This is a genomic window from Pararobbsia silviterrae (genome assembly GCF_003628125.1).
Classification (GTDB): Bacteria; Pseudomonadota; Gammaproteobacteria; order Burkholderiales; family Burkholderiaceae; genus Pararobbsia; species Pararobbsia silviterrae.
Genome location: NZ_RBZU01000001.1, coordinates 23637 through 45900, shown reverse-complemented (window position 1 = coordinate 45900; position 22264 = coordinate 23637). Strand labels below are relative to the sequence as shown.

Annotated in this window: 21 protein-coding genes and 1 tRNA gene; 15 read left to right on the top strand and 7 right to left on the bottom strand. The window is 63.0% G+C overall.

What is annotated here, in order from left to right; all coding sequences use genetic code 11:
* Nucleotides 1-179: 179 nt before the first annotated feature.
* Nucleotides 180-1082, bottom strand: coding sequence for a c-type cytochrome (locus D7S86_RS00230; protein ID WP_121081989.1), 903 nt, complete (start codon nucleotides 1080-1082; stop codon nucleotides 180-182).
* Between the two features lie 747 nt (nucleotides 1083-1829).
* Between D7S86_RS00230 and D7S86_RS00225 the strand changes: the two genes are divergently transcribed.
* Nucleotides 1830-1905 (top strand) — tRNA-Arg (locus D7S86_RS00225).
* Between the two features lie 192 nt (nucleotides 1906-2097).
* On the opposite strand, the gene D7S86_RS29385 is transcribed toward D7S86_RS00225, so the two are convergent.
* Nucleotides 2098-2352 carry a hypothetical protein gene (locus tag D7S86_RS29385; protein ID WP_158601826.1) on the bottom strand — a complete coding sequence of 85 codons (255 nt, stop codon included), beginning with the start codon at nucleotides 2350-2352 and terminating at the stop codon, nucleotides 2098-2100.
* 182 nt (nucleotides 2353-2534) lie between these two features.
* A complete protein-coding gene (locus D7S86_RS28950) occupies nucleotides 2535-2852 on the bottom strand; it encodes a hypothetical protein (RefSeq protein WP_147432161.1) in 318 nt (105 codons plus the stop codon).
* Here D7S86_RS28950 and D7S86_RS00220 point away from each other — a divergent pair.
* Complete coding sequence (locus D7S86_RS00220) at nucleotides 2851-4188, top strand: ThiF family adenylyltransferase (RefSeq protein WP_121084113.1); 1338 nt, start codon at nucleotides 2851-2853, stop codon at nucleotides 4186-4188. The genes D7S86_RS28950 and D7S86_RS00220 overlap by 2 nt on opposite strands.
* A gap of 95 nt (nucleotides 4189-4283) precedes the next feature.
* Here the strand turns inward: D7S86_RS00220 and D7S86_RS30575 are convergent, their stop codons facing one another.
* Entirely contained in the window at nucleotides 4284-4505 is a 222-nt protein-coding gene (locus tag D7S86_RS30575) for a ubiquitination-like system serine protease family protein (RefSeq protein ID WP_420813195.1), read from the bottom strand.
* A gap of 953 nt (nucleotides 4506-5458) precedes the next feature.
* The gene (locus D7S86_RS00215) at nucleotides 5459-5701 is read right to left on the bottom strand and encodes a hypothetical protein (RefSeq protein ID WP_121081987.1); all 243 of its coding nucleotides are present in this window, start codon (nucleotides 5699-5701) and stop codon (nucleotides 5459-5461) included.
* On the opposite strand from D7S86_RS00215, the gene D7S86_RS00210 reads away from it, so the two are divergent.
* The 7 genes from D7S86_RS00210 to D7S86_RS00180 all read left to right on the top strand — a co-directional run bounded on the left by D7S86_RS00210 (nucleotide 5700) and on the right by D7S86_RS00180 (nucleotide 15210).
* Complete coding sequence (locus D7S86_RS00210; RefSeq protein WP_121081985.1) at nucleotides 5700-7265, top strand: integrase; 1566 nt, start codon at nucleotides 5700-5702, stop codon at nucleotides 7263-7265. The two genes, D7S86_RS00215 and D7S86_RS00210, sit on opposite strands and share 2 nt — an antisense overlap.
* 393 nt (nucleotides 7266-7658) lie before the next feature.
* On the top strand, nucleotides 7659-8591 hold the full coding sequence (locus D7S86_RS00205; RefSeq protein ID WP_121081983.1) for a carbohydrate ABC transporter permease: 933 nt from the start codon (nucleotides 7659-7661) through the stop codon (nucleotides 8589-8591).
* A 16-nt stretch (nucleotides 8592-8607) separates the two neighbouring features.
* Nucleotides 8608-9540 carry a carbohydrate ABC transporter permease gene (locus D7S86_RS00200; protein ID WP_121081981.1) on the top strand — a complete coding sequence of 311 codons (933 nt, stop codon included), beginning with the start codon at nucleotides 8608-8610 and terminating at the stop codon, nucleotides 9538-9540.
* 69 nt (nucleotides 9541-9609) lie between these two features.
* Nucleotides 9610-10926: an ABC transporter substrate-binding protein gene (locus D7S86_RS00195; protein WP_240647936.1), complete on the top strand. Its 1317-nt coding sequence runs from the start codon at nucleotides 9610-9612 to the stop codon at nucleotides 10924-10926.
* Between the two features lie 34 nt (nucleotides 10927-10960).
* The gene (melA, locus tag D7S86_RS00190; protein WP_121081980.1) at nucleotides 10961-12397 is read left to right on the top strand and encodes an alpha-glucosidase/alpha-galactosidase; all 1437 of its coding nucleotides are present in this window, start codon (nucleotides 10961-10963) and stop codon (nucleotides 12395-12397) included.
* A gap of 70 nt (nucleotides 12398-12467) precedes the next feature.
* The gene (locus D7S86_RS00185; protein WP_121081978.1) at nucleotides 12468-13526 is read left to right on the top strand and encodes a LacI family DNA-binding transcriptional regulator; all 1059 of its coding nucleotides are present in this window, start codon (nucleotides 12468-12470) and stop codon (nucleotides 13524-13526) included.
* A gap of 397 nt (nucleotides 13527-13923) precedes the next feature.
* On the top strand, nucleotides 13924-15210 hold the full coding sequence (locus tag D7S86_RS00180; protein WP_158601825.1) for an MFS transporter: 1287 nt from the start codon (nucleotides 13924-13926) through the stop codon (nucleotides 15208-15210).
* Here D7S86_RS00180 and D7S86_RS00175 read toward each other — a convergent pair.
* Nucleotides 15184-15960: an IclR family transcriptional regulator gene (locus D7S86_RS00175; RefSeq protein WP_121081974.1), complete on the bottom strand. Its 777-nt coding sequence runs from the start codon at nucleotides 15958-15960 to the stop codon at nucleotides 15184-15186. The genes D7S86_RS00180 and D7S86_RS00175 overlap by 27 nt on opposite strands.
* A gap of 100 nt (nucleotides 15961-16060) precedes the next feature.
* Nucleotides 16061-16867: an IclR family transcriptional regulator gene (locus D7S86_RS00170; RefSeq protein ID WP_158601824.1), complete on the bottom strand. Its 807-nt coding sequence runs from the start codon at nucleotides 16865-16867 to the stop codon at nucleotides 16061-16063.
* Nucleotides 16868-17107: 240 nt separating this feature from the next.
* Between D7S86_RS00170 and D7S86_RS00165 the strand changes: the two genes are divergently transcribed.
* The 6 genes from D7S86_RS00165 to D7S86_RS00140 all read left to right on the top strand — a co-directional run bounded on the left by D7S86_RS00165 (nucleotide 17108) and on the right by D7S86_RS00140 (nucleotide 22257).
* Nucleotides 17108-17950 (top strand): cyclase family protein, encoded by an 843-nt coding sequence (locus D7S86_RS00165; protein WP_166444078.1) that lies wholly within the window; start codon nucleotides 17108-17110, stop codon nucleotides 17948-17950.
* 2 nt (nucleotides 17951-17952) lie between these two features.
* Nucleotides 17953-18300, top strand: a complete 348-nt coding sequence (locus D7S86_RS00160) for a cupin domain-containing protein (protein ID WP_121081968.1) — start codon at nucleotides 17953-17955, stop codon at nucleotides 18298-18300.
* Complete coding sequence (locus D7S86_RS00155; RefSeq protein WP_121081966.1) at nucleotides 18297-19100, top strand: SDR family NAD(P)-dependent oxidoreductase; 804 nt, start codon at nucleotides 18297-18299, stop codon at nucleotides 19098-19100. Before D7S86_RS00160 ends, D7S86_RS00155 begins: the two co-directional genes overlap by 4 nt.
* 8 nt (nucleotides 19101-19108) lie before the next feature.
* Nucleotides 19109-20014 carry a 3-hydroxyacyl-CoA dehydrogenase family protein gene (locus tag D7S86_RS00150; protein ID WP_121084109.1) on the top strand — a complete coding sequence of 302 codons (906 nt, stop codon included), beginning with the start codon at nucleotides 19109-19111 and terminating at the stop codon, nucleotides 20012-20014.
* Nucleotides 20015-20025: 11 nt separating this feature from the next.
* Entirely contained in the window at nucleotides 20026-20964 is a 939-nt protein-coding gene (gene kce / locus D7S86_RS00145) for a 3,5-dioxohexanoate:acetyl-CoA acetone transferase (RefSeq protein ID WP_121081964.1), read from the top strand.
* Nucleotides 20965-21093: 129 nt separating this feature from the next.
* Complete coding sequence (locus D7S86_RS00140; RefSeq protein ID WP_205962721.1) at nucleotides 21094-22257, top strand: amino acid ABC transporter substrate-binding protein; 1164 nt, start codon at nucleotides 21094-21096, stop codon at nucleotides 22255-22257.
* The last annotated feature ends 7 nt before the right edge of the window (nucleotides 22258-22264 follow it).

The window sequence follows — 22264 nt, the reverse complement described above, 5'->3', positions numbered from 1 at the left end:
GCATTCGGATGAGGATGCGAGCCTGCCGGCGTGGGCTCGTTGGGGGCCGCGGTCTTTCGCAAGCGTTGCAGACAGGTCGAAAAAAAGCGTGCCGCTCCGGGTGAGTCGGCACGCTTTGTTGTTTGGGCTGTTCGTGTCGGTCATGCATCCGAACGGGGCCCGCGATTCGGGGGACGGTGTCAGCTGCCCTTGGCCGCGGCGACCATATAGTCGACGGCGGCTTTGACGTCGTCATCCGAGGCCGTGGATCCGCCCTTCGGCGGCATCTGGCCTTTACCGTGCAGCGCGTAGTTGTAGACCGTGTCGATCGGGTCTTTGAGGCGGGGCGCCCAGGCCGCGGCGTCGCCGAACTTCGGTGCGCCGAGCAGACCCGCGCCGTGGCACGTTGCGCAGACCGACGTATAGAGCGCTTTGCCGGCTTGCGCGGCGTCGGCGCTGCCGCCTGCCGCAGCGGCCGGAGCCGACGAGGCTGCGGGGATCGCCGCGATCGCGGCGGCTGCGGCCGATGCCGCGTCGGTGGCACCGGCGTTCGTGCTGTCGGCGCCGGACGCTGCCGCTGCGGCGGCAGGGGCTGCACCCGGGGCCGGTGCGGCGGGTTCGTCGAAATGGGCGCTTGAGTTGTTGGCCATATAGACGATCGCGCGGCCGATTTCGTAGTCGCTGTAGTCGTCGGGGCTCGTGCCGCCGCGCGGGGGCATATTGCCCTTGCCCGAGAGGGCGTTCTTGAGCAGCGTGTCGTAGCCTTGGGCGATGCGTGGCGCCCAGTCGCCCGCGTCGCCGAACTTCGGCGCGCCGGCGGCGCCGGGCGTGTGACAGGTCGTGCAGACAGCCTTGAAGACTTCTTCGCCGGTCTTGAAGACGTGCGGCGCGTTGGCGTCGTGGAGGGTGAGCTGGGCGACGGGGGCGATACGGGCTTTGACTTGATCGTCGGAGAAGGCGTCGGTCCCGGCGCCGACGCGGTTCATGTTCTGTACGTACTGGACCATCAGTACGATCACGATAATCGGAAGCAGGAAACTCGCTACTGCGACAGCAATGAGCTGACCTGGGGTTTTGATTGGGGACTGATGTTCATCGCTCATGCCTGTCTCGTCTCTTGAATGGTTTTGTTCAGGGCGATAACGCAACGACCAACTTCCAACATCTGTAAACGATTATAGGCATAAGTGTTTTGGCGACGCGATCAGCAAAATCCCGTCGAAGCGGGCGATCGGTAAGAAAAATCGTGCGCGAGGACGACGACGAGGTCTCGTCGGTGCGGGTGGCGCGGTTGAAGCGCGGTCGTCGAGGCGTGTCGTGGCGGCACAGACGGGGTTCTGACCCAGCGCGCCCCCTGTTTCAGTGGCCCGAGCCGCAGCAGATCCGGCGCCGGTGGCCTAAGCTCGGCAGACCAAGCCCGGCGACCTAGGCCCGGCGACCTAGGCCCGGCGACCTAGGCCCGGCGACCTAGGCCCGGCGACCCAGGCCCGGCGACCCAGGTCCAGCGATCCGAGCCCAACAATCCGAGCCCAGCTACTCAAGGCCTTTGGCCCGAGCTCAGCAGCCCGAGTCTGGCAGCTCAGCCCCGGCAGCAATCCCGGTAGCCCAAGCCGAGCGGGCCAACCCGCCACGGCCCAAGCTCAGTCGTGCGCAGAGCAGCCATACCGTGGGGATCGTGTGGCCTAGCCGAACAGACAGACTGGACATGCGAGACCGGCGTGACTTTCTCGACATCCCGGCGAACAGGCAACGGAATCTTTCACGCGGTGGACGGCGGGCGGCGAAACGGGTATGCTCTCGGACTCGCAAAGGGCGCTGCGTCCGGTCGGACCAGCGCCTTCGTCTTATACGCGCCCGTAGCTCAGTGGATAGAGTATTGGCCTCCGAAGCCAAGGGTCGCTGGTTCGATCCCAGCCGGGCGCGCCATTTAGCGCATTTCTGCGCGTACATTCCCGTTTTGTGCAGTTACCCTACTCGTGGCCGTTTGGCCAACTGTAGATCTCATATATTCACCAATTTGGTGAATTTCAGGGCGACGCAAAGGCATTTCAGCGAACTGATCCAGTCAAAACAGCGACGCGGTGAGTTTCAATACCGAAGTCTCAGATGGATCGCATTTCATTGAACGCTGAGACGTTCCTTCGCTTTTCGCGTTGCTCGCTCGACATCTTCGAACCGATATGCCGAAACATCCGTCCCGAGGTTTCGAAGCACCGTGCGACGACTTGGGTTAATGCCCGCTGCGGAGATCCGCAGATACTCGTCGATGTACTGGTTGTCGAACCGCTCCTCTCGCGAGATCCTCGCCAGTCCACATTCACGCTGCCACGAAGCAGATAGAGATGCACAAAGTTCCGGATCGACGCGCTTCAACGTTTTCTCGTTGACGCTTAGTACCCTGCATGCCTCCGCTACATTGCGCACTTGCCGATTTTTGACCAACGCGTGAAATTTCTTGTAGATGCCTACTTCGACAGGGCGCGTAGAGTCGAACTTTCGTGTCGCATGCTCTTCAATAGGCCTGCATCCTCCGATTTCGACTTTGTTGCCCGCGATCACGTCGACGATGGAGGTTTCACATGCATAGGCAATTCGCAAGAGGACGGGAAGTGATGGGCGCGATTACCCCCTAGCCAGAGGCTCAAATTGGCTCTTGTAACACCCAAATATTCAGCCAAACGCGCGGAAACTCCATCAAAGCCTGAGTCAACGGCATGCTTGAGGAAGATGGCGGGCCCGCCTTCGATGGGAGGAGTGGGGAGGCCGTAGCCACCGCATTCGATCATCTCCGCCACGAGCTCAGCACACTCTGTTTCAAAGTACCTTCGTTCGGCGTCGGTGTGATTGATACCCAACGACAAGATCAGCTTCATGTTGGTTCGCAGGAAAGCGTCGGTCTTGGGGTGTCCCTATCTGATGTTCATGGTTCAATACGGCAATCACGTTCATCAGATCGCGCTTCCGATGCCCAAGGAAGATGGCATGGGTCGGGAGCCGGTGCAGACGTCCCTTTCCTACTTCCCGCACCCGTGGGAATCCGATCGTCTTTCGATTTCCTCAGCCGCTCTTGTCAAGGCGACTAAGCTCGCTCGGTATGAGGGGCTATCTATCGTCTTTGCACACTCCCACCCGGGCGGGCTTACTGCGTTTTCCGAGCAAGACGATCGCGAGGAGGAAAAGCTGGTTCCATTTTTTCAGGCACGTGTTCCGAACAGGTTACACGGAACATTGGTGCTGACTGAGGAGAGCATCGCCGGACGGATCTATTCGTCGCAGCGATACGAGGTGGATGATGTAATTGTCGTCGGACAACGGATCCGCTTGCACAGCCACGATGTATCCAACCTTGATCCGATCTACGATCGGCAAGTTCGCGCGTTTGGCCCAGCCATCCAGCAGTCTCTCGATGCGTTGACCATTGGAATTGTCGGTCTCGGCGGTACTGGATCGGCCTGCGCGGAACAGTTAGCGCGATTGGGCATTGGCCGTCTCCTTCTATTCGACCATGATCGATTGGATGGCACCAACCTCAATCGCGTGTACGGCGCCAATTCGGATGACGTGGGGCGCAATAAAGCAGTGCTGGCGGCTGCTAGGCTCGCAGCGGCTGGATTGGGCGGAACATACGAAGCGGTGCCGGCGTCGATTTTGGAGCAAGGAACCGCGAGACGTTTGCGGGAGTGTGATGTCATCTTCGGATGTACCGACAAGGAGCTTCCGCGTTCGATTCTCTGTCAGGTAGCGCTGAAGTACCACATCCCCGTGCTCGACATGGGTGTGCTTATCGACTCTCAAGATGGTGTCATCGAAGGTATATTCGGTCGTGTCACAACATTGACAGCCGGCGACGCTTGCTTGTTCTGCCGCGGAAGAATCACGCCCGAACGCCTTCGGATCGAAGCTTTGTCCGACGAGGATCGTCAGCAGCAGATTCGGCAAGGATATGCTCCCGAACTCGAAACTCCCGCTCCGGCCGTAATCGCATTCACGTCGCTGACGGCCAGTCACGCCGTCAGCGAGCTTCTGCATCGTTTGACTGGCTTCATGGGAGCGAACCGCGTCGCATCCGAAGTCGTTCTATTGATCGATCGCAATCGCATCGGCGCGAACAGATCACGGCCCGACGAGAATTGCTTCTGCTCCGTAGCATCCGAGTGGGGACGTGGGGATCAGTCTCCTTTCCTGGATCTCGTTTGGGCCGACGGTTGAGCAGCCATTCGCTCCGTCTGCCCTGGGCAAAAAAATTCAATCGAAGGCGGGCCGAACGAAAAGCCTGCCTTCACCCATCGACGGGAATAGAGCGATCACGCCCAGCGAAGCCGCCCGTTTCGAATCCAAAAATGCGCGCCGCAAGCCGTTGCGTCGACAGACGGAAAGATGGAAATGGCGCCATCAGGTGCCGATGAGACGGTCCAGCGAGGAGAATGGCTTGGCATCAGATTGAGCGCCAAGACCTCTCCGCACCCGCAAGGGCATTTGAATCTAGCCCACTTTAGATTGTCAGCCGAGCCAATCAGAGCAATCACAAACGGGGATTCGGTGGCCCGCTTCGATGCGGAAACCGAAGAGAAGAGTTCGTAGCTCCATTGCGTTTCGGATTGCTCTTGCGCGGGTTGGTCAACCGGCGAGTCCGCGGTACCAAATATTCCGATCCAAACGCGCTTGATGAACCTGTAGATTTCTATCAGCACGATCCCAACTCATCATAAATTCGGTGTGGGCGTCGACACACATCGACGGGTGGCATGATTCGATCGCTCTGTCGACCCCGCGGAACAGGCACCTTTCGACATGCCCGACCCGAGACTGAATCGAACGACATATCACCGTATCACCCGGACCACGTACGGGTAAACATAGAGCCCAATGCTAGATAAAGCCGACATCGTGCACAGCGAGATAGCGATCCACCGGAGAATCGGGGGAATGCCGCCACCATCGGCATCCTTATGCTCGCCATTCGATTGATCTTCATTAGGCATAGCAGCACGGCCTTACGTTTGGAACAGAACGTACATCTCGCAACAGGATAACCCCGAAATATGCGACGTGGCGCATCGAATCATGCCGGAGACGTGGAGAATTTCGACCCGGTGTGGTGCCAGACCAGGTCTAGACTAGACACCGCAAAAACGGCCACAAGTAGATTCCTCTCGTCGCTCCTCAGCGCTCACCTTTTTCTCCAATTTGCGCAGTTTTGGCCAACGGTAGGTTCGCTTTCGCGGACGGCCGAAGGGTAACTGCACACGTTTTCCAATTCCTGAATTCAGTTCGACGCCCATCCGATCGGCGCTAGCTTCGTTCCGCGTGTTCGGTCATGTTTCGTCTTCTCTTCCCGAGAGCGGCGTCTAGGGGGCCACGCAACGCGAATCGCGCGTGGCAGACGGCGCTCGCGCTGCGGAGCAAGGTCGAAATGTGCCGAACCCATGTCGGAAAACGCGTCGAGGACGGCGAATAGATCGATCCCTGCCGCCCGAGGCTAAGCCTGCACGGTCAATACCAAGATGTTGATGTGTTGTTCGCAGGTGTTGGTGATACGCAGCGGCTCGCCAAGCATGTGCAAAGCGCAAAAGAAAAGGCCCTGCATATGCAGGGCCTTAAAGAACTGGGGGCTTGAGCCGCTCGAACTAAACAACCTCAGGTTGTCGCCTTCGTTTGGGTCGCGCCCCACTAGACGGTAGATCAACACGACTGTTGACCGAAAAGAAATACTAAGTTGCATGCTTAACCTTGTCAATCACGCCCAGCAAACGGCATTCGCACGTTTGCACGAGTTTTTCTCGGACCAGAAGCATTGGTACCGGTCGCTTTGGGGAATCGGTACGGTGCTCGCGATGGACGAGTTGTTCGAGGCGTGCAGCGCCATGAAGCAAGGACATCTCAGTGAAGGATCTGTCAAACGTATCGCTTCTTCTTTGCAGAGGCGCGTTGGTTTGCATCCCGCCTTCACCGCGGCCGAAAAGCAACTCCTTGCGGAACAGGTGCGACATGTCCCGCGAGCGGAGGGCGTTGCGCATTTCATCATTCGAGAGCTATGCCAGCGCGTGTCTTCGGACTACTTATCTCGCTGGGCGGCGGCCGTGGGACAAGGCAATTTTCGGCCCGAGCACTTCGCGCGTCACGTCGGTGCGCATTTGCTAGATGCGGGATTCTCCACTCAGTTTTTGCGTGACTGGATCGCGAGCCGACGTGACGAACCTGAACCGATCACATTGGCGGAGCTTTGTGAAGCGCTCCAGGATGTGATCCGGTCGAACCCGACACGTCCGTTTAGCGTGTTGATCGCAGTCAAAAGCATGGCGCAAGCAAGCGGTGCTTCGCATGCGCCATGGTTGCGGGCCGCAGCCGTAACCCAATGGTTGAGACAGCATGCGTTCGACACGACCGGTGTGCGAGCTGCTGCGGCAATGGTCGTTACGGTGACGGCTAGGGACGAAATCGGGGCGGCGATCGCGGCGCGCAATGAGTCCGATCGATATTCGGCCCGGGCGCTGCTCGCGACCGGCAAACCGCTCGATCTCCTTCCGAGTGTCTGGGTGCGTGGAAGCGCGAAGGAATACTCGATCAAAGCGAGTTCGCGAGGCGTCGCGGTGAATGAACTATTTCGGGGCAATCGCATTTTCGCCAGTGGCGTCAGCCAAGACGTGGACGCCGCACTGGAGTTGCTCGCGCATCTGGAGAACAGTTCGCCACCTGCCGCCATTGCGGGAGGTTGGGGGGCGATCGAAGGCCTGCTTGCCGATCCAAGCGACCGAGCTTCGGCGGCGGACAATCTGGCGACGCTGGTGACCTGCTCGTTCCCGCGTGCCGAACTCACGGCACTGTCACGACGCGCTGAGCGGATTTACCCCGCTGAATGCGCGGAACTTGTCGGCATCGAGGTAAACCGAGAGCGGTCGCGCGTGTTGGCGAAGATGATCCTTGAGAATCGTCTGCCTGTGATGCCCTCCGTCGCAGATCAAGCAGCCGTCGCACGGATGAGAAAGTTGCTCTTGAACCCGCACCCGGAATTGCAGACGATCAAAGAGCTCATTGCAGAATCGTTTCATCGCTTGTACAGACAACGCAACCTGATCCTTCATGGCGGTCGACTCGATAGCGTTGCGTTGCACGCGAGCTTGCGAACCGTTGCCAAACTCGCTGGAGCAGGCATGGATCGAATCACTCACGCCCAATATGAACAGGGAATCAGGCCGCTCGAGCTGGTTGCAAAGGCGAACATGGCCTTAGCGATCATTGACAAATCTTCTCCGCTCCAATGTGTTGATCTTCTTGAGCCGAGGTGAGTCTGTGCTTAGCCCAGGTGACCGTGTCGTTGGGACCCCTGACGCCCGGCAGGCAGCAAAGCGGTGACTTGTCCCCACCAGACTCGGCGCGCTTTAACGAACGACAAAACGGCCTTTCGCTTTGTGAGGTCCTCCGACGTTTTCGAATCGTTGCTTGACATGCTCTAAGGGAAATCACCGTCTCCTCAAAACTTGATTCGCTCTCCCGCTTTGCTTACATTGCTAACTCGCGTTAGTCATCAAAGCGCCAGACGTCGAATATCCACTTCCGCGCCGCAACACATGGCAGGTAATCGATTTGACGTCATCGCATGACGCCGTTCTAAAGAAGGCGTCTTTTTTTTTGATCACGCCACTAACACGAGTTAGTTGATTCAATAAAAAGGAGACGCCATGGCGACCGTGCATACGATCGACGCGCATTCCCCCGCGTCGCCGTCCCATCGAACGCGCCGGTTCCGCAATCCGGAGGCGGCCACCGCGTGGCTGCTCGTGCTGCCTTCGCTCATCGGTCTCGTCGTCTTCTATCTCGTGCCGACGATCCGCGCGATCGGCATCAGCGCGACCGACTGGAACCTCATGTCGGCCCCGCGTCCCGTCGGGCTCGACAACTACCGCGCGATGCTCGCGGACGGCAAGTTCTGGCACGCGCTCAAGCTCTCCGCCTACTACGTCCTCTTCAACATTCCGCTGCAGACCGTCCTCGGCCTGCTGCTCGCGTCCCTGATGGATCGGCTGATCCGCGCCGTCTCGCTGCGCGCGATCCTCCTGCTGCCCTATCTGCTCTCGAACGTCCTCGTCGCCCTGATGTGGGTCTGGCTCCTCGACCCCGTGCTCGGCTGGGTCAACGCGCTGCTCCACGCCCTCGGCCTCGCGAACCACTCGTTTTTCGGCTCCCCCATGGAAGCGCTCGCGACAGTCGCCGCCGTCAATATCTGGCGCTATATGGGCATGGTCTCGCTGCTGTTCCTCGCGGGCATGCAAGGCATTCCCCGCACGCTCTACGAAGCCGCATCGCTCGACGGCGCGAGCGAGCGGCAGATGTTCTTCCGGATCACTTTGCCGTTGCTGCGACCCGTCATGGTCTTCGTGCTCGTGACGAGCATCACGGGATCCTTCCAGATCTTCGACACGGTCGCCGTCACGACCAACGGCGGCCCCGCCGAGTCGACGCGCGTCATCGTCTACTACATCTACGAGAACGCCTTCAAGTTCTACAAGATGGGCTACGCCTCGGCGATGTCGATGGCCTTGCTGCTGATCATGATCGTCTACACCGCCGTGCAATTGCGCGTCCTGCGCGCCGGCGAATCCGATCTCGCGTGAGGAGGCGTCCCCCACCATGTCCCGTCCCCGTACCGACTTCATCGACGCCCACGCCTCGGGCCGCGTCCACGCGCCAGGCTTCAATCTCGGCCGCTGTCTCGCCTGGTTCGCCCTCGCGGCGATGATCGCGATCACGGTTGTCCCGCTCTGGATCGTGCTGCGCACCGCGCTCACGCCGACGCGCGAACTCTATGCGTCGGCGTCCGCGCTCGTGCCGCCCGCGTTCACGCTCGACAACTTCCGGCGCGTGCTCGGCCTCGTCTCCGGCGACGCCGCGCTCGCCGACGGCGGCTCGGGCAGCGATTTCAACTTCTCGCAGTCGCTGCTGAATTCGGTGGTCTTCGCGGGCGTTGTCGTGACAGGTCAGGTCGTGTTCAGCGCGATGGCGGCCTACGCGTTCGCGCGTCTGCGGTTTCGCGGCCGCAAACCGCTGTTCGCGCTGTTCCTGCTGTCGATGATGCTGCCCAATATCGTGCTGTTCATCCCGAACTTCATCCTCATCAAAGACCTCGGCTGGCTCAACACGTACGCGGGCATGGTCGCGCCGTTCTGCCTCGTCTCGGCGTTCTCGATCTTCTTCCTGCGCCAGTTCTTCCTGTCGATTCCCTTCGAACTCGAAGAAGCCGCGCGCCTCGACGGCGCCTCGTATTTCGCGATCTTCTGGCGCATCGTGCTGCCGCTCAGCGCGACGCCGCTCGCAACCGTGGCGATTCTGTCCGGCATCAACGCCTGGAACGAATTCTTCTGGCCGTTCATCGTGGCCAACGGCGACGACATGCAGGTGCTCACCGTCGCCCTCCAGGCGTTCAAATCGCAAACCCCGCAAGGCGCGCCGGACTGGACCGGCCTCATGGCGGCCGCCTTCCTGACCGTGCTTCCGACGCTCGCCTTGCTCATCGCGTTCGGACGCCGTGTCGTCGAGTCGGTCCAGTTCAGCGGCGGCAAGTAAGCGATGAACACGCGCACCGCGGCCCCGCCGTTCCGCTCGATCCACAACACATCCAATCGGAGACACTCGATGAAACGCATTGCGCTGATCCCCACGATGATCGCGAGCCTGTCGATGGCGTTCGCCGCCTCGGTCCAGGCGAGCCCCGTCGAAGTCAAATACGTGCTGTGGGACGCGAACCAGCGCCCCGCCTATCAGGCCTGCGCGGCGCAATTCGAAAAAGAGAACCCCGACATCCATATCAAGATCTCGCAAGTGGGCTGGGCCGACTACTGGACCGCGCTGACGACGCAGTTCGTCTCGGGCACCGCGCCCGACGTCATCACGAACCATCTGATGAAGTATCCGGAGATGGTCACGAACGGCCAGCTCGTCGATCTCACGCCGTATATCCAGCGCGACAAGGTCGCGACCGACGGCTACTACCCGACGCTGCTGACGAACTGGGCAAAGGACGGCCATCAATACGGCCTGCCCAAGGACTGGGACACGATCGTGCTCGTCTACAACAAGCAGATGTTCAAGGACGCGGGCATCGATCCCGCGACGATCGCGAACTGGAACTGGAACGATCGCGACGGCGGCACGTTCCAGAACGCGATCGCGAAGCTCTCGATCGACGACAACGGCAATCGCGGCGACACGCCCAAATTCGACGCGCAGCACGTGAAGGTCCGCGGTTACCAGGTCGCGACGACGGGCGGCATGATGGGACAAAGCGAATGGAGTCCGTTCGCGGTGTCCGAAGGCTTCAAGTTCAACGACGGTCCGTGGACCACGACATACCACTACGACGATCCGCGCCTCGCGCGCACGCTCCAGTGGCTCGCGAATCTGAGCAAGAAGGGCTACTCGGCGCGCTTCGACGAGGCGAGCAAGCTCGGCAATCCGGCGCTCTTCGCGGCCGGCAAGACGGCGATGGTCGCCGACGGCTCGTGGATGGTGAACTGGTACACGGAGAACGCGAAGTTCGACGTCGGCTACGCGGTGCTGCCGCAAGGACCCAACGGCCGCGCGACGATGTTCAACGGCCTCGCCGATTCGATCTGGAGCGGCAGCAAGCACAAGGAAGAATCGTGGAAGTGGGTCAAGTTCCTCGGTTCGTCGAGCTGCCAGACGATCGTGGCGCAACGCGGCGTGGTCTTTCCCGCGATCCGGCAGCTCGATCAGATCGCCGTCGACGCGCATGCGAAACGCGGCATCGATACACAAGCCTTCCTCGACATGACGAAGGCCACGACCTTCCAGCCGCCGATCGCGAAGGGCGGCGCGCAGATCGACTCGATCATGAACGCGACGATCGAATCGATCCTGCTCGGCCAGGCCGACGCGGCGACCGCGCTCAAGGAGGCGAACGCGAAGGTCAACGACGTCGCGCAGCACTGAGCCCCTATACGCATCTGAAACGGAGAGACTTGTCATGGCATCGAAACGGCCCATCAAGATCACGCTGGTCGGCGCGGGCAGCACCGTGTTCGCACGGAATCTGCTCGGCGACATCCTCGCGTACCCCGAACTCGCCGACAGCGAGATCGCCCTCTACGACATCGACGAGAAACGCCTCGGCTTGTCGGAGCTCGTCGCGCAACGCGTGGCGGGCCACCTCGGCGTGAAGCCGCGCATCGTCGCGACGACCGATCGCGCGCGCGCGCTCGATGGCGCCGACTACGCGCTCAACATGATCCAGGTCGGCGGCTACAAGCCGAGCACGGTCATCGACTTCGAGATTCCGAAGCGCTACGGTCTCGAACAGACGATCGGCGACACGCTCGGCATCGGCGGCATCATGCGGGGCCTGCGCACGATCCCGGTCATGCTCGACATCCTCGGCGACATGGAACGTCTGTGCCCCGATGTCGTGCACCTCAACTACGTGAACCCGATGGCGATCCTCTGCTGGGCGATCAGCCGGGCGTCGCGCATCCGCACGGTCGGCCTATGCCATAGCGTGCAGGGCACGGCCGCCGAACTCGCCGAAGACATCGGCGTGCCGTTCGAGGAGATCGACTATCTGTGCGCGGGCATCAATCACATGGCGTTCTACCTGAAGTTCGAACGCGCGGGACGCGATCTCTATCCCGAACTCCATCGCGTGCGCGCCGAAGGCCGCGTACCGGACTTCAATCGCGTGCGCTATGAAATGCTGCATCGGCTCGGCTATTTCCCGACCGAGTCGAGCGAGCACTTCAGCGAGTACGTGCCCTGGTTCATCAAGCGCGGCCGCGAGGAGCTGCTCGAGAAATTCAATATCCCGCTCGACGAGTATCCGGGCCGGTGCCAGGTCTACGAGGCGTCGTGGGAATACTTCGAGAAGGAACTCCGCGAACCGGGTTCGCAGGATCCCGAGGCGCTGCGCGCGGCCTTGCTCGCGAGCGGCATCAAGGTCATGGACAAGCGCCATGACGGCGCGGTGCGCAATCTCGAAGGCTTGCGCAAGGTGCGGCGCTCGGTCGAATACGGCGCGACGATCATTCACGCGATCGAAACCGGCTCGCCGAAGGTCATCTACGGCAACGTGCCGAACCACCGGCTCATCGACAACCTGCCCGAAGGGTGCTGCGTCGAAGTGCCGTGCCTGGTCGACGCGAACGGCGTGCAGCCGACGCGCATCGGCGCATTGCCGCCGCAGCTCGCGGCGCTCATGCGCACGAATATCGGCGTGCAGGAGCTCACGGTCGAGGCGGCGCTGACAGGCCGGCGCGATCACGTCTATCATGCGGCGATGCTCGACCCGCACACGGCGGCCGAGCTCGACGTCGAGCAGATCGTGTCGCTCGTCGACGACCTGCTCGATGCGCATCGCGACCGGCTGCCGGAGAGTCTGCAGCGAGGATCGCGCGTCGAGCTCGCGGCCTGAGCGCCGGCGCTCGCGGGAAGATCGGGGCGCGGCCGGCGGCGACGCCCCCGATGATGCTGTGGATGCCAGGATGAATCGACCGAAGACCTCTGCCCGCGTGACGAGCACGCAAGTCGCGAAGCTCGCGGGCGTATCGCGCACGACGGTATCGTTCGTGCTCAACGATGTACCGCAGATGGGCATCAGCGAGGAGACGCGCGAGCGCGTGCTGCTCGCCGCGCGTCAGCTCGGCTACGTGCCGAACGCGGCCGCGCGTTCGCTCGTGAGCGGCGCCACGCGCACGGTCGCGCTCGTCGTGCCGCATAACGAGCATCTGAAGGTCGACAATTTCATTCCGCGCATGCTCGCGGGCGTCAACGAGACGTGCCATGCGCGCGGCTACAAGGTCCTGTTCGAACCGATGATCGAGGCCGGACGGCCCGGCCGTTTCGTCGATCTCGTCGACAGCCGCCGTATCGACGGCCTGATCGTGCTCAACGTACCGCGCAGCGAAGACGCGCACCTCGCGCATCTCGCGGCCGAGGGGTTTCCGCTCGTCGTGCTCGGCTCGAATCTCGACGCGCACGCGGGTATCTACAGTATCGACGTCGATACGCGCGAGGCCGCGCGCACGGCCACGCGTCATCTGCTCGCGCTCGGGCATCGGCAGGTCGCGCATATCGGCTTCGCGCCGAACGAATACCACGGCGTGAGCGAACGTCTCTACGGATATCGCGACGCGCTGCGCGAGTTCGGCATCGAGATGGACCCCGAGCGCGTCGCGTTCGCGAACTTCAGCGCGCAAAGCGGCCATGAAGCGATGCGTGCGCTGCTCGCGCGCGAGGTCCCGATCACGGCGCTCTTCGCGGGCAACGACACGATCGCGTTCGGTGCGATCGCCGCGCTGCGCGACGCGGGTCTGCGCGTGCCCGAAGACGTCGCGGTCGTCGGTTACGACGATATCCCGCTCGCGGCCTATGCGGCGCCGCCGCTGACGACGATCCGGACCGCGCCGTATGAACAAGGATGCGAAGCCGCCGCGTTGCTCGTGCGGCTTATCGCGGGCGAGCAGCCCGCCGAACGGCATTCGACGAGCCCCGTGCCGCTGATCGTGCGCGCCTCGTGCGGCACGCCGCGCGTCGCGGCATAGGGCGCGGCGGCGACCGCGCGCGCCACACACGCTACTCCGTACTCCGCGTACCTCAAGCACCTCAAGCACCGTCCCGACGATCTCTCGGAAGTGCGCGAGTCGATGCGTCGCGATCTTTCGCGGCGACGTCGAATCTCCCGCTGCGAAACGTGACGCTCTCTGAAGTCGATTGTGTACTGAATTGCGGTACAAATTGCGATGAGGGTGATGCGGTGAGTGACACGTTTCATCCGCCGGATCGGCGCATGGCATAAGCCGTTTCGCCGATTAATGGCGTGAATCAAGGCATTTTCGTAGTGCTTTCCCCAATCGTCATTCCCTCTTCAGCGGTGCCTACTTATTCGTATTGCGATTGATGTGTACCGCAATACGGTTCAATTCACGGAGAGGGGAGACAATGACGACAGGAAACATCGGGCCCGACGAGGCGATCGGCCCTGGAAAGTGGCGCGTGCTTTGGGCGGCGTTCATGAGCTATTGCATGGACGCCATGGACTTCATGCTGCTCGCGGTCGCGCTACCGACGATGATTCGCGAGTTGCACCTGTCGATGACCGAGGCGGGCTTGCTCGGCACGGCCGGGCTGCTCGGCGTCGGCTTCAGCGCGTGGCTGCTCGGCTGGTGCTCGGACAACTACGGCCGCAAGAACGCGATGATCGTGAGCGTGCTCGTGTTCGGGATCATGACCGCGGCCATATCGGTCGCGCGCGACTGGACCGACATGATGGTGCTGCGTTTCATCGCGGGGCTCGGCTTGGGCGGACTCTGGGGCGTCGCGGCGGCCTATATCAACGAGACCTGGCCGCGCGCGCAGCGCGGGCGCGCCGCGGCGTTCGTCCTGAGTTCCTGGCCGATCGGATTCGGCATCGCGGCCATGCTCGCGGCGGCCGTCATCCCGGTCCACGGCTGGCGCGTGCTGTTCCTGTTCGGATTCGCCGCGATTCCGCTCGCCTTCTTCATCTGGCGCTACGTGCCCGAATCCGAGGTCTGGCTCGCGGGCAAACATGCGGCGGATCAGACCAACGAGCGCGTGCGCCTGCGCGAGATCTTCGCGCCGCACTTGCTTCGTCAAACCGTCGTCGGGACGGTATCGGCAAGCTGTGCGCTCGTCGCGTATTGGGGCGTCAATACATGGCTGCCGTCGTTTCTCACGCGCGAACGCGGCTTGTCCCCGCAGGAGATGGCGCATTACGTCGTCATGCTCAACGTCGGCATGTTCATCGGGTATCAGCTGTTCGGCTATCTCGCGGACCGTATCGGCCGCAAGCTTTCGCTGATCCTGTGTTTTCTCGGCGGCGCCATCACGCTGCCGCTGTACGTGCAATGCGAGGATCGCGTGCTGCTGTTCTGGGCCGGCCCCGTCATTGCCCTGTTCTTCTCGTATGCGGGCGTGTTCGGTTCGCTGTTCGCGGAACTCTATCCGCCGCGCATCAAGAGTTTGGGCGCGGGTTTCTGCTTCAACGTCGGCCGTGGCATCTCGGCGTTCGCGCCGTTTCTGCTCGGCAGCATCGCCACGCACTACAGTCTCGGCACGGGGATCGCGCTGTGCGGCATCTCGTTCGCGACGGCCGGCGTTGCGGTCTGGCTGCTGCCGGCGAGCGGCATGTCCGATTCCGGTTCGACGACGCGCCGCGGTTACTCGGGCGCGCCCGACGCGTCATCCTATCTTCGTACGAGCAAGTAGCGTCTGGAGCCGGCGCGCGCTCGCGAGCAGCAGGTCCTTGTACTTCTGCTCGTTTTCGAGGTATCGATGCGTCGGCACGGGCATCGATACCGCGGCGAGTTCGCCGCTCGGACCCTTGAGCGCGACCGAGGCCGCGCAGATGCCGATCGAATTCTCTTCACGGTCTTCGGCCATCCCCGTTTCGCGCACGCGTTCGAGCGCGTCGTCGAGCGCCTCCCACGACGTGATCGTATTGCGCGTGACGGCGTGCAAGCGCAGCCGGCGCCGCACGCGTTCGAGTTCGTCGTCGTCGAGCGCGGCGAGCATCGCCTTGCCGGGCGCGCAGCAGTGCAGCGGGAACGTCACGCCGACGGCCGACACGGCGCGCAAGCGATGGCTGCCCGTGATCTGATCGATGAACACGACCTTGTTCTGATCGATGATCGACAGATCGACCGTCTCGCCCGAGCGGCGCGACAGATCGCGGAGGATGTCGCGCGCGACGTCGGCGAGTTCGAAGCGCGTCGCGCTCGCGAGCGACAGAATCGCGGGACCGAGACGCAAGCCGCCCGCGCTGCCGGCGCTCATGACGAGACCTTCGAGCGCGAGCGCATCGACGATGCGCTGGACCGTGGAGCGCGGCAGTTCGACGATTTTCGCGGCTTCGCCGAGCGTCAGGCCGTCGGGGTTCTGCTCGAGCGCGCGTAGCACGGCCGCTGCGCGCGCGATGACCTGCACGCCGTTTCGGGATTCTTGAGGCTCAGCCGCCATGATGTTCGAGGCAAGACACGGTGCCGCCGATTATACAAGGCGGTCTTCGCGCCGAATGCGCGCGGGGTGCCGCCGCGGACGTCAACGCCGCGCCTCGCCTTCAGACGTTTCGATTGCCGCCCAGACGCTGTTGAAGGCGACTGCAATGGTCGCGCAACAACGCTTCGAGATGCACGCGGAGTTCGACGAAACGCTGCGTCGGAACGGGGATCGAGATGGCCGCGAGCTCGCCGTTGGGTAAGCGCAGCGCGGCTGCAATCGCGCAAATGCCGAGCGAGTTCTCTTCGAGGTCCGTCGCGATCCCCGTTTCGCGGATCGCCGATATCGCTTGTTCAAGCGTCGCCCACGACACGATCGTGTTGCGCGTGAGCCGCGTGAAGCGCAACGTCGGCCGCAGGTTCTGCAGACGTTCGGGCGTCATCGCCGCGAGCATCGCTTTGCCGGGCGCGCTCGAATGCAGCGCGAACGCGATCCCGACGTCCGACTCGGCGCGCAGACGATGCACGCCCGCGACCTGATCGACGAACACGACGCGATCGCCGTCGAGCAACGACAGATCGACGGTCTCGCCGCATTCGCGCGTGATCTGCTGAAGCATCGGGCGCGCAAGCTCGGCGATTTCGAATCGCGTGGCCGCGCCCAGCGAGATCAATGCGGGCCCGAGCCGCACGCCGCGCGACAGCGACGCCGCGATCACGAGGTTCTCGGCATGCAGCGCGTCGACGATGCGCTGGACCGTCGAGCGCGGCAACGCGAGCAGCCTCGCGAGCTCGCCGAGCGTCAGACCGTCGGGATGCGCCTTGAGCGCGCGCAACAATGCCGCCGCGCGCGCAATGACCTGCACGCCCGAACGATCCGCGCGTGTCGTCGGTGCGTCATTGTGTTCGGCTGAGATGTTCTCTTCCACGTGTGCCTCCGTTCCCGCATGGATGTCGTCTGCGTCAAAACCGGACGGGGCGCCGTATCGCGCGCGACCTTCGCGGCGCGCATGCAGCGAGCACGGTAAACCCTGATGGGGAAGCCCCTGATGGCGATCGCATCCCCACGCCCTAACATCATCATAACCGCAATGAGATACATCTGTACCGAATAGCGGTGCAGAAAAATCGATGAACGGGATGCGGTCCCGACAACGAGGAGTGGGGTGATGACGATTACGGTGCGCGGTGTGAACTACCAGGAGAATCTGAACAACGACATGGGGCTCGAGTTCTACGACCTGAGCCACCCATGGGGACTCGGCCAGCCGTGCTGGCCGTATTTCGAGGACGTCAAGATCGAGCGGCTTCACAACATGGCGAAGTCGGGCGTGCTCACGCAGCGCATCACGACGGTCATGCACTCGGGCACGCATATCGACGCGCCCGCGCACGTCGTCGAGGGTACGCCGTTCATGGACGAAGTCCCGCTGCCTTATTTCTTCGGGACCGGCGTCGTCGTCTCGATTCCGAAGAAAAAGTGGGAAGTCATCACGGCCGAAGACCTTGAGAACGCGAGCCCGCAAATCCGCGAGGGCGACATCGTCATCGTCAACACGGGCTGGCATAAGCACTACGCCGACAGCCGCATGTACTACGCGTACTCGCCGGGCTTCTACAAGGAAGCCGGCGAATGGTTCGCGAAGAAGAAGGTCAAGATGATCGGCACCGACACACAGGCGCTCGACCATCCGCTGGGCACGGCCATCGGTCCGCATGGTCCCGGCTGGCCTCACGGTCTGCTGCCGCAAGTCAACATGGAGTACGAACGCGAGACGGGCCGCAAGGTCATCGAGGACTTTCCCGAATGGGAGCCGTGCCATCAGGCGATCCTGAGCTCGGGGATTTGCGGCATCGAGAACGTCGGCGGCGAGATCGACAAGGTGACCGGCAAGCGCGTGACGTTCGCCGCGTTCCCGTGGCGCTGGACGCAGGGCGACGGCTGCATCGTGCGGCTCGTGGCGATCGTCGACAAGCGCGGCCAATACCGCATCGAAACCGGAGCCGCCTGATCATGAACGTCACGCGTTTCGGCGAAGCGCAGGCCTATTCGGCGCCGAATCATTTCGATGTGCGTGCGCTGCGCCTGCAAGGGTTCGCGCCCGGCGGTCCCGAGCAGTTCTGGGTCGGCCTCTCGCACTTCCTGCCCGGCGGCGGCGCGGGGCCCGACAGCTCGCCGCTCGAAAAGGTCTATGTCGTGCTCGCCGGCGCCGTGACGGTCAAGACGCCCGACCGCGAGGTCGTGCTCGGACCGCTCGACAGCTGCACGATCGCCGCGAACGAGATCCGCGAAGTCAAGAACAACGGCAACGAAGTCGCGACGATGATCGTCGTGATGCCGTATCCGGAGGCGAAGGCATGAGCGCGGATTGGCTGAAGAACCCGCTGTCGCTGTTCGACGTCAGCGGCAAGGTCGCCGTCGTGACGGGCGCCTCGGGCGCGTTCGGGCGTCTCGCGGCGAAAGTCCTCGCGGGCGCGGGCGCGAAACTCGTCCTCGCCGCGGGCAATCAGGAGACGCTCGCGGAGGTCGCGTCGGAATGCCGCGCGCTCGGCGCCGAGGTCCATACCGTCGCGCGCCGGCCGAATACCGAAGCCGATTGCGAGGCCATCATGGATGCCGCGTTGTCGGCACACGGCGCGCTCGACGTGCTCGTCGTCGGGTCGGGTCTCAACGATCCGTGCCCGATCACGGACATGTCGCTCGAACGCTTCGAGAGCGTGATGGACGGCAATCTGACGGGCGCGTGGCTGCTGTGCCGCGCGTTCGGGCAGCGTGTCATCGCGCGCGGCACGAAGGCGAAGGTCGTGCTCGTCTCGTCGGCGCGCGGCAAGCTCGGCCACCCGGCCGGGTATTCGGCGTACTGCGCGTCGAAGGCGGCGACCGACGGGCTCACGAAAGCGCTCGGCTGCGAATGGGGCAAATACGGCATCACGGTCAACGCGATCGCGCCGACCGTGTTTCGCTCGCCGTTGACGGCCTGGATGTTCGAGGACAACGAGAAGGCCAACAAGGTCCGCGCCGATTTTCTCGCGCGCGTGCCGCTGGGCCGTCTCGGCGAGCCCGAAGATCTCGCGGGTCCGCTGCTTTTTCTCTGTTCACGCGCGTCGGACTTCCACACGGGCCATACCGTGTACGCCGACGGCGGATACACGGCGGGGTGACGCGCACGATGGAAAAGATCGCAGTCATCGGCGCGGGCCTCATGGGGCAAGGTATCGCCCAGGTCTTCGCGCTCGCGGGCCATCGCGTGAACGTGCACGACGTTCAGCAAGCCGCACTCGATTCATTGGTCGCGCGGACCGCGCGCACGCTCACGGACCTCGAACTCGACGCGGCCGCCGCGCAACGGATCACGCCGGTCGCCGACCTGCGCGAGACGGTGCGCGATGCCGACGTCGTCTTCGAAGCGGGTCCCGAGGACCTCGCATGGAAGCAAGACCTGTTCGGTCGACTCGAGACGCTGACGCCCGCGCATGCCTTGCTCGCGAGCAACACGTCGGCGATCCCGATCACGCGGATCATGGAGCGCCTCGCGTCAGGGCATCGCGCGCTCGGCACGCATTGGTGGAACCCGCCGTATCTCGTGCCGCTCGTCGAGATCGTCAAGACGCCGGCCACGGGTGCGTCCGAAGCGCAGACGATGTTCGATCTGCTCGCGCGCGTCGGCAAGACGCCCGCGATGGTCAAGAAGGACATCGCGGGCTTTATCGGCAACCGTCTCCAGCACGCGCTCTGGCGCGAGGCGATCGCGCTCGTCGCCGACGGCGTCTGCGACGCGAAGACGGTCGATACCGTCGTGAAAGCGAGCTTCGGCCGCCGCCTGCCCGTGCTCGGACCGCTCGAAAACGCCGATCTCGTCGGGACCGATCTGACGCTCGCGATCCATCGCGTGCTGCTGCCCGAAATCGAGAACCACGCGGGTCCGTCGCCGTATCTCGAAGCGCTGGTCCGTGAGGGCCGGCTCGGCATGAAGACCGGCGAGGGCTTCATGCAATGGACGCCCGAAGCACAGGACGCCTTGCGCAGCCGCGTGCTCCAACACCTCAAACTCATGAACGCGAACGAAGGCCGCTGAGAGAGACGACCATGGCAAAGCAGTCGAACAACGTCATCATCACGTGCGCCGTGACCGGCGCGATCCATACGCCGTCGATGTCGCCGTATCTGCCGCTGACACCCGACGAGATCGCGGACCAGGCGCTCGGCGCCGCGCACGCGGGCGCGGCGATCCTGCATCTGCATGCGCGCGACCCGCATGACGGCCGCCCGAGCGCCGACCCCGACGTCTTCGCGCAGTTTCTGCCGCGCATCAAGGCGGGCACGGATGCGGTCATCAACATCACATCGGGCGGCTCGACGAAGATGACGCTCGAAGAACGCCTCGCGCCGCCGCTGCGCTTCAAGCCCGAAATGGCGTCGCTCAATATGGGCTCGATGAATTTCTCGATCCACCCCGTCGCGAACAAGATCAAGGACTGGAAGTATCCGTGGGAGCAGGCCTATGTCGAGGGCACGGAAGACATCATCTTCCGCAACACGTTCCGCGATATCCGCCACATCCTGCGCGAACTCGGCGAAGGCTGCGGCACGCGCTTCGAGTTCGAATGCTATGACGTCGGCCATCTGTACAACCTCGCCTACTTCGTCGATGCGGGCCTCGTGAAGCCGCCATTCCTGATCCAGACGATCTTCGGGATTCTCGGCGGCATCGGACCCGACCCGCAATGCGTGACGTTCATGCGCGATACGGCGAACCGCCTGTTCGGCGACAGCTATCACTGGTCCGTGCTCGCGGCCGGACGGCATCAGATGCCCTTGCTCACGCACGCGGCCGTCATGGGGGCGAACATGCGCGTCGGCCTCGAAGACAGTCTGTATCTGGGGCGCGGACAGATGGCCGAGACCAACGCCGCGCAGGTCTCGAAGATCCGCCGCATTCTCGATGAACTCGGCATCGGCGTCGCCACGCCCGACGAAGCGCGGGCGATGCTGGATCTCAAGGGCGCGGACCGCGTCGCGTTCTAGCGTCGCGCGGCACGCCATTCGGCAGGACGCGACGGCACCGGCGTCGCGACGGTACGGCTTCAAACAACAACAGACAGTACGTCATCGGAGACAGACATGATCAGGTATCCCGTCCTACTACGCACGTTGATGTCCGCCTTGACCCTCGCGTTCGCGGGGCACGCGATCGCCGCCGACGAGCTTGTCATCGGCGCATCGTTGCCGTTGTCGGGACCGCTCGCCGGTTTCGGCGCGTACCAGAAGTGGGGCTACGAGACGGCGGCCAACGATATCAACAAGGCGGGCGGCCTGAGCGTCGGCGACAAGAAATACACGATCAAGGTCGTGATCCGCGACGACAAGACCGATCCGAACGTGACCGCAAGCAACACGGAGACGTTGATTTCGCGCGACGGCGCGGTCGCGATGCTCGGCTCGTGCACGCCCGCGCTCGTCAATGCCGGCGCGCTCGTCGCCGAGCGGCGCAAGGTGCCGCTCGTGTCGGGCTGCGATCCGCTCGGCGCGTTCAAATCCGTGCGCAAGTGGAACTACGCGTGGGTGCTGTTCTTCGACGAGGGCGATCTCGGCACCGCGCCGTTCCGGATGCTCGCCGATCTCAAGCTCGAAACGAACAAGAAAGTCGCGATCCTCGCCGACAACGGACCGGATGGCCGCGTCGTCGGCGGACAAATCTGGCCCGCGGCCGCGAAGCAAGGCGGCTATACCGTCGTGCAGTCGCAGGATTTCCCCGTCGACAGCCAGCAGTTCACGTCGATGATCGGCCAGGCCAAGGCGGCCGACGCCGATATCGCGCTCGTCGATGCGATCCCGCCGCAAGCGATCTCGATCCGCAAGCAGATGGTCGCGGCCGACTATCACCCGAAGCTGCTCGATATGGAGAAGGGCGCGGAGCCCGAGCAATTCGCGACGGCGCTCGGTCCGCTCGCCGAAGGCGTGCTCGTGGGCGGCTACTGGGATCCGAGCTTCCCGTATCCGGGCGCGGCGGACCTCGGCAAGCGTTTCGAAGCCGAGACGAAGCAGACGCAAAGCCAGCATATCGCCGACTCGTTCACGGCCGCGCAGGTTCTGTTCGACGCGATCGCGAAGGCCGGCTCGCTCGACCGCGAAAAGATCAATGAAGCGATCGCGAAGACGGACAAGACCTATGTCGTCGGCCCCGTGAAATTCGATCACGACCATACGTCGCGCATTCCGATCGCGATGATGCAATGGCAGAACGGCAAGGCCGTCACGGTCTGGCCGAAGGACCGCGCCAACGGGAAGCTGATTTTCCCGCTGCCGGCGGCGCACTAACGCACGA

Bases quoted from the DNA above. Each gene is read 5' to 3' on its own strand.
- D7S86_RS00185 (WP_121081978.1), top strand. From the start codon at position 12,468: ATGAATCGACCGAAGACCTCTGCCCGCGTGACGAGCACGCAAGTCGCG.
- kce (WP_121081964.1), top strand. From the start codon at position 20,026: ATGGCAAAGCAGTCGAACAACGTCATCATCACGTGCGCCGTGACCGGC.
- D7S86_RS00210 (WP_121081985.1), top strand. From the start codon at position 5,700: ATGCTTAACCTTGTCAATCACGCCCAGCAAACGGCATTCGCACGTTTG.
- D7S86_RS00220 (WP_121084113.1), top strand. From the start codon at position 2,851: ATGTTGGTTCGCAGGAAAGCGTCGGTCTTGGGGTGTCCCTATCTGATG.
- D7S86_RS00195 (WP_240647936.1), top strand. From the start codon at position 9,610: ATGAAACGCATTGCGCTGATCCCCACGATGATCGCGAGCCTGTCGATG.
- D7S86_RS00150 (WP_121084109.1), top strand. From the start codon at position 19,109: ATGGAAAAGATCGCAGTCATCGGCGCGGGCCTCATGGGGCAAGGTATC.
- D7S86_RS00140 (WP_205962721.1), top strand. From the start codon at position 21,094: ATGTCCGCCTTGACCCTCGCGTTCGCGGGGCACGCGATCGCCGCCGAC.
- D7S86_RS00175 (WP_121081974.1), bottom strand. From the start codon at position 15,960: ATGGCGGCTGAGCCTCAAGAATCCCGAAACGGCGTGCAGGTCATCGCG.
- D7S86_RS00155 (WP_121081966.1), top strand. From the start codon at position 18,297: ATGAGCGCGGATTGGCTGAAGAACCCGCTGTCGCTGTTCGACGTCAGC.
- D7S86_RS00180 (WP_158601825.1), top strand. From the start codon at position 13,924: ATGACGACAGGAAACATCGGGCCCGACGAGGCGATCGGCCCTGGAAAG.
- D7S86_RS00215 (WP_121081987.1), bottom strand. From the start codon at position 5,701: ATGCAACTTAGTATTTCTTTTCGGTCAACAGTCGTGTTGATCTACCGT.
- melA (WP_121081980.1), top strand. From the start codon at position 10,961: ATGGCATCGAAACGGCCCATCAAGATCACGCTGGTCGGCGCGGGCAGC.
- D7S86_RS00160 (WP_121081968.1), top strand. From the start codon at position 17,953: ATGAACGTCACGCGTTTCGGCGAAGCGCAGGCCTATTCGGCGCCGAAT.
- D7S86_RS00230 (WP_121081989.1), bottom strand. From the start codon at position 1,082: ATGAGCGATGAACATCAGTCCCCAATCAAAACCCCAGGTCAGCTCATT.
- D7S86_RS00205 (WP_121081983.1), top strand. From the start codon at position 7,659: ATGGCGACCGTGCATACGATCGACGCGCATTCCCCCGCGTCGCCGTCC.
- D7S86_RS00200 (WP_121081981.1), top strand. From the start codon at position 8,608: ATGTCCCGTCCCCGTACCGACTTCATCGACGCCCACGCCTCGGGCCGC.
- D7S86_RS28950 (WP_147432161.1), bottom strand. From the start codon at position 2,852: ATGAAGCTGATCTTGTCGTTGGGTATCAATCACACCGACGCCGAACGA.
- D7S86_RS00165 (WP_166444078.1), top strand. From the start codon at position 17,108: ATGACGATTACGGTGCGCGGTGTGAACTACCAGGAGAATCTGAACAAC.